At 46.8% G+C, this 4,313-nt stretch carries 6 protein-coding genes and 1 pseudogene; 5 read left to right on the top strand and 2 right to left on the bottom strand.

The features are described 5' to 3' along the window. Positions 1-215: 215 nt before the first annotated feature. Positions 216-1,370: a metal-dependent hydrolase family protein gene (locus A3SI_RS13360; RefSeq protein WP_009056699.1), complete on the top strand. Its 1,155-nt coding sequence runs from the start codon at positions 216-218 to the stop codon at positions 1,368-1,370. Between the two features lies 1 nt (position 1,371). Here A3SI_RS13360 and A3SI_RS13355 read toward each other — a convergent pair whose 3' ends face one another. Next, a complete protein-coding gene (locus A3SI_RS13355) occupies positions 1,372-1,821 on the bottom strand; it encodes a GbsR/MarR family transcriptional regulator (RefSeq protein WP_009056698.1) in 450 nt (149 codons plus the stop codon). A 158-nt stretch (positions 1,822-1,979) separates the two neighbouring features. Then, positions 1,980-2,312, bottom strand: coding sequence for a HesB/IscA family protein (locus A3SI_RS13350; protein WP_009056697.1), 333 nt, complete (start codon positions 2,310-2,312; stop codon positions 1,980-1,982). A 163-nt stretch (positions 2,313-2,475) separates the two neighbouring features. Here A3SI_RS13350 and A3SI_RS13345 point away from each other — a divergent pair, with 163 nt between their 5' ends. From A3SI_RS13345 to A3SI_RS13330, 4 genes and pseudogenes are all read left to right on the top strand, one after another. Continuing rightward, entirely contained in the window at positions 2,476-2,955 is a 480-nt protein-coding gene (locus A3SI_RS13345) for a DUF7935 family protein (RefSeq protein WP_009056695.1), read from the top strand. 62 nt (positions 2,956-3,017) lie between these two features. Then, entirely contained in the window at positions 3,018-3,425 is a 408-nt protein-coding gene (locus tag A3SI_RS13340; RefSeq protein WP_009056693.1) for a YkvA family protein, read from the top strand. A 24-nt stretch (positions 3,426-3,449) separates the two neighbouring features. Then, positions 3,450-4,073 carry a thioredoxin family protein gene (locus tag A3SI_RS13335; RefSeq protein ID WP_009056691.1) on the top strand — a complete coding sequence of 208 codons (624 nt, stop codon included), beginning with the start codon at positions 3,450-3,452 and terminating at the stop codon, positions 4,071-4,073. After that, positions 4,070-4,313: pseudogene (locus A3SI_RS13330) on the top strand (oxidoreductase); the annotation flags it as partial. The gene A3SI_RS13335 and the pseudogene A3SI_RS13330, both read left to right, overlap by 4 nt.

Below are 4,313 nucleotides of genomic sequence, written 5' to 3'. Positions count from 1 at the left end.
CACTTCGGGTCGAGTTCCAAAGAAAAGCTTATATTACCCATCATATCGACTAACTATGCGAAATTTTTACTCACTGCAGCAGCATCTTGTATTCCTGGATGGTATTCGCTCAGGGCCCCGAGCACTCGTTTTGAGCAGATACAAGTTTTTGATAGCCGAAAAGCGCGACTTTTACCTCCTATGGATGTTCGTGTTCGTGAGACAAAATCGTGGAGATGGCCCCTCGCTTAGCAGCGGAATCTGGAGAACGCCTTATCGATGGAAGTGGCAAGACCCTCTTACCTGGCTTAATCGACGTTCATGTGCACCTAACTTTCGGTGCATTAAGCATGAAAGAAATGCTTTCGCCGATGCTCTCACAGGGCGTTATTATGGAAAAAGTGGGCGGAGGAGCAGCCTCCATGCTGCTTCGTGGTTTTACATCGGTCCGTGATGCGGGTGGTCCTATTTTTCCGCTGAAAGCGCAGATAGATGCTGGAGCACTTGCCGGCCCGAGGATTTGGCCATCAGGAGCCACGATTTCGCAGACGGCAGGGCATGGTGATTTTCGCAGTCCTGATGAGCGTTCAAGAAAGTTCTTCGGAGAGGTGTCACGAGCAGAGCGCATGCAGGCTACATTTATAGCGGATGGACGCCCCGAAGTACTTACAGCAGTGCGCGAAAATTTACGCTTTGGCGCTAGCCAAATCAAGCTGATGGCCGGGGGAGGGACCTCTTCTGCCTATGATCCGGTAGATGTGACGCAGTATACCTTGGATGAAATGCAGGCCGCCGTAGAGGCTGCAGAAGACTGGGGTACTTATGTGATGGTGCATGCCTACACACCGAGAGCCGTCCAAAAAGCCATTCGCGCAGGGGTTAAGTGCATCGAACATGGCCAAATTCTGGATAAAAAAACGCTTCGTATGATGAAGCGAAAGGGAGTTTGGCTCAGTACCCAGAACTTGGTAGAAAGCACCCCCGATATGGATCCACTGCGCGTGGAGAAGCGAAAGCCTGTGATCGAAGGGCAGGAGAAACTTTGGCCCCTGGCCAAAAAGATGAACCTGAAAATCGCTTGGGGAACAGATTTTCTGTTTGAGCCGGAGCTAAATACACAGCAGAATGCCTACATCCTTCGCCTACAGCGCTGGTTTACGAATGCGGAGGTGCTACAACTCATTACCTATAACAACGGGCAGCTGCTTCAACTATCGGGCAAGCGCTCCCCTTATCCAGGCCTGCTGGGAGTGGTGGAGGAAGGAGCTTTTGCCGATTTAATCGTTGTGGATGGAAATCCCGTGGAAGATTTGGCGCTAATCGCAGCACCAGAAACGCGATTCTTGCTTATCATGAAGGACGGCCAAGTGGTAAAGGATCTGCTGCAGTAGTTTATTTTGCCTTCGTTTTCTCCTCCCATTTTTGAATGATTAAGGGGATCTCATCCAGTAGTAGTTGGTAAAACCCACGCACATGCTCGAGATCCTCTGTTTTTTTTTGATTCTCCTTTCGGGTAGCTATGGCTGTGTCCAGCATCTGCATGAAGAGGGCAAAGCGGTGATTGATAAGCGATTCTGTCGTCCAACTTTCCAGCGTTAGGTAGAAAAAGCGCTTGCGCTTCCCAGGTTGCTGGCGAAAGGAAATGAGCTGTTGGTCGATAAGCATATTTAATGCGATCGAAACAGCACTTTTGCTTAAATTAAAATAGCTAATCAGTTCTTCGAAGGTGGCCGCATCCTGCTTGTACATCAGGTAGGTGTATAGCTTGGCAGCTGCTGGTGTAAGTCCTAAACGTTCTGCGAGGAGAGCTTGCTCCTCAATTTTTACTTTTAAATGTTCCACTGTCCTGTTTGGTTTCGTTAATAAAGAACCAAAATTGCTTCATTTTACCCGAAATCGGGTATAGCACGCCATCGTAACCTTGCCTACCTTTGTAAAGGGTGATTAAGTGACTTTTTTAGTACAAGATTTAGAAGAGCATGCATGATTTTTTTGCTCTTCTACTCTTTTTTCTCGTCGGCCAGATCATGCCGTTTCGGTATATCGGGATTAACGAATGTAAAGCCTCGTGCATCAGTTCCTTCGTAGAAATCAACTTCCATGCCCATTAGGAACATCATGTGTCTTTTTTCGATCAAAACGGTCAATTCTTCGATAACAAAGACTTTATCGTCCTCTTTTTCTGTGTCAAAACCCAACATATACGCCATGCCACCACAGCCTCCCCCTTTTACCCCTATGCGAAGTGCGTAGGTGGGTGGAATGTTTTTGTTTTTAATGATATGAGTGATTTCTTCTAATGCTTTAGGCGTAATAGAAATAGGGTTTAGCATATACTTGTTTTACTTTTCTGTGCATACATGCAACAATATTCTTAGATAAAAGTACTCAAATTTCGAAATGTTTACTACAAAGCGTAGAATTAAATGTAGGAACATGTAATTTTGTTCCTCTCATGCAAATGAGGTGGTATCCGACTTTAACAGACCTTATCTTATGGAATTTCTTTCTCAACTGCTGACTGTGTTAATTGCCGCTGGGGCAGTGCTTTATGGCATGTATTTGGTGATACTCACTTTTCTGAAGCAAGAACGTGAAAAACAGGATAAAGAATTACGTGCCTTTAGTCAAAAGGAGGTCATACCGATCCGACTGCAGGCTGCCGAGCGCATGTGTCTGCTTTTAGAGCGCATCCGACCTAACCAACTCATTCGGCGCGTTAATGATCCTGAGTTTTCGGCTTCTCAGCTCCATCAGGCACTTCTTCGGGATTTAAGAGAGGAAGTGAACCATAATCTTTCCCAGCAGGTTTATTTCTCAGATGAGGCCTGGGCACGTGTAGAGGCGGCAGTGGAAAGTACGATTGTCCTCATAAACGCTTCTTTTCAGGAGGTAGACGCGCAGGCGAAAGGACTGGTACTGGCTAAAGCAATTATGGAAAAATCCTTAGCTTCTTCTGCAGAGCTATCCGCTTAGCCATCTCTGCTATTAAAAAGGAAGTGCATCTGTACTTTTAACCCCTAAATTCGCTAGCTAGCATGTGGAAGCAAAACAACTATTTTCAGCAGGCAAGATTGCGGTTTTTGGCGCAAGCCGAACAAATCGCCTCCAGTAAAGAAGCCATCCTTAAGCTTTTAGAGGAAGCAAGGGCGAAAATTGCGGCCTTAGGCGAAAGTAAGGAGTTGCAAAAGGTGCTTCAGCCGCTACATGTGTTTAAGCGCATGTTAGAAGCCCACCGTTCCGGAGCGCATCGCCTATCCTTTAAAACGCTAGCCTTATTATGCTTAGGCTTGCTTTATTTTGTGACACCCATCGATATTATTCCCGATGTGATTCCTGTATTGGGTTTTGCTGATGATGCCTCCGTGCTATTAGCTATTTTTCATGCGCTAAAGCAGGAGATAGAGGACTTCCAATCTTGGGAGGCCAGTAAAGAAAATACCTAAAACCAATCTAAACTACCCCATTTTATGCAAACGAGCACCCCTGCACTCCCTTCAGAGCTGCTGACAGGACCTACTTATACTTACGGCACTTATAGAAGCTTAGTCGATGAACTGCTGGCCAAAGGACAAACTACAGGTGAAAATCATAGTGAGGCCATGCTGCACTATACACGCATGAATCAGCAGCGCATGAAGCGCTGGGATAAAACGGCACTAGTACCCGAGACTTTAGAGCGTCTATTAGGCGGCCTAAAACAACCACAGCGCTGGATAGTGCTCACAGAGGCCTGGTGTGGTGATGCTGCACAATCCATCCCGTTCTTAGCTAAAATGGCTGAAGTCTCCGCGTCTATCTCTTTGGATTTGGTGCTGCGTGATCAAAATAGTGCCCTCATGGCAGCGTTTTTAACGAATGGCGCGCAGTCTATCCCCAAACTTATCGCCTGCGATGTGGCCACTGGGGAGGTCTGCTTTACTTGGGGTCCACGCCCTGCAGTTCTACAAGAAAAAGTTATCGCCTATAAGGCTAATCCCGCTGGACAGACGCAAGAAGAATTTATCGCCTCGATTCATCGCTGGTACACCGATAATAAAAATCAGGCGATAGCAGCAGAGTTTGAAGTGCTACTTAAACCCTTTACGCTATGAAAATCGCACTCATAGCCGGGGCGACAGGCATGGTCGGGAAGCAGGCCCTATATCAACTTTTAGACTCCGACTGTGATGCGGTACTTTCTTTCGGAAGGCGACAGCTGCAGATCAAGCATAATAAGCTGCTTCAGTTTACTGTGGATTTTACGCGTGTGGCCGATTTCAACCTAGAGGAGGCTATCCAAGAAAAAAACAGCGGTGGCGACTGGACTTGGCTTCGCTTGGCACTCTCAGAGG

This window comes from Nitritalea halalkaliphila LW7 (genome assembly GCF_000265075.1).
Lineage (GTDB): Bacteria > Bacteroidota > Bacteroidia > Cytophagales > Cyclobacteriaceae > Nitritalea > Nitritalea halalkaliphila.
This window is presented reverse-complemented; position numbering and strand designations above follow the sequence as displayed.

What these genes read in the sequence shown, in the direction of transcription:
- A3SI_RS13340 (WP_009056693.1), top strand. Translation starts at nt 3,018, where the DNA reads ATGTGGAAGCAAAACAACTATTTTCAGCAGGCAAGATTGCGGTTTTTG.
- A3SI_RS13345 (WP_009056695.1), top strand. Translation starts at nt 2,476, where the DNA reads ATGGAATTTCTTTCTCAACTGCTGACTGTGTTAATTGCCGCTGGGGCA.
- A3SI_RS13360 (WP_009056699.1), top strand. Translation starts at nt 216, where the DNA reads ATGGCCCCTCGCTTAGCAGCGGAATCTGGAGAACGCCTTATCGATGGA.
- A3SI_RS13350 (WP_009056697.1), bottom strand. Translation starts at nt 2,312, where the DNA reads ATGCTAAACCCTATTTCTATTACGCCTAAAGCATTAGAAGAAATCACT.
- A3SI_RS13335 (WP_009056691.1), top strand. Translation starts at nt 3,450, where the DNA reads ATGCAAACGAGCACCCCTGCACTCCCTTCAGAGCTGCTGACAGGACCT.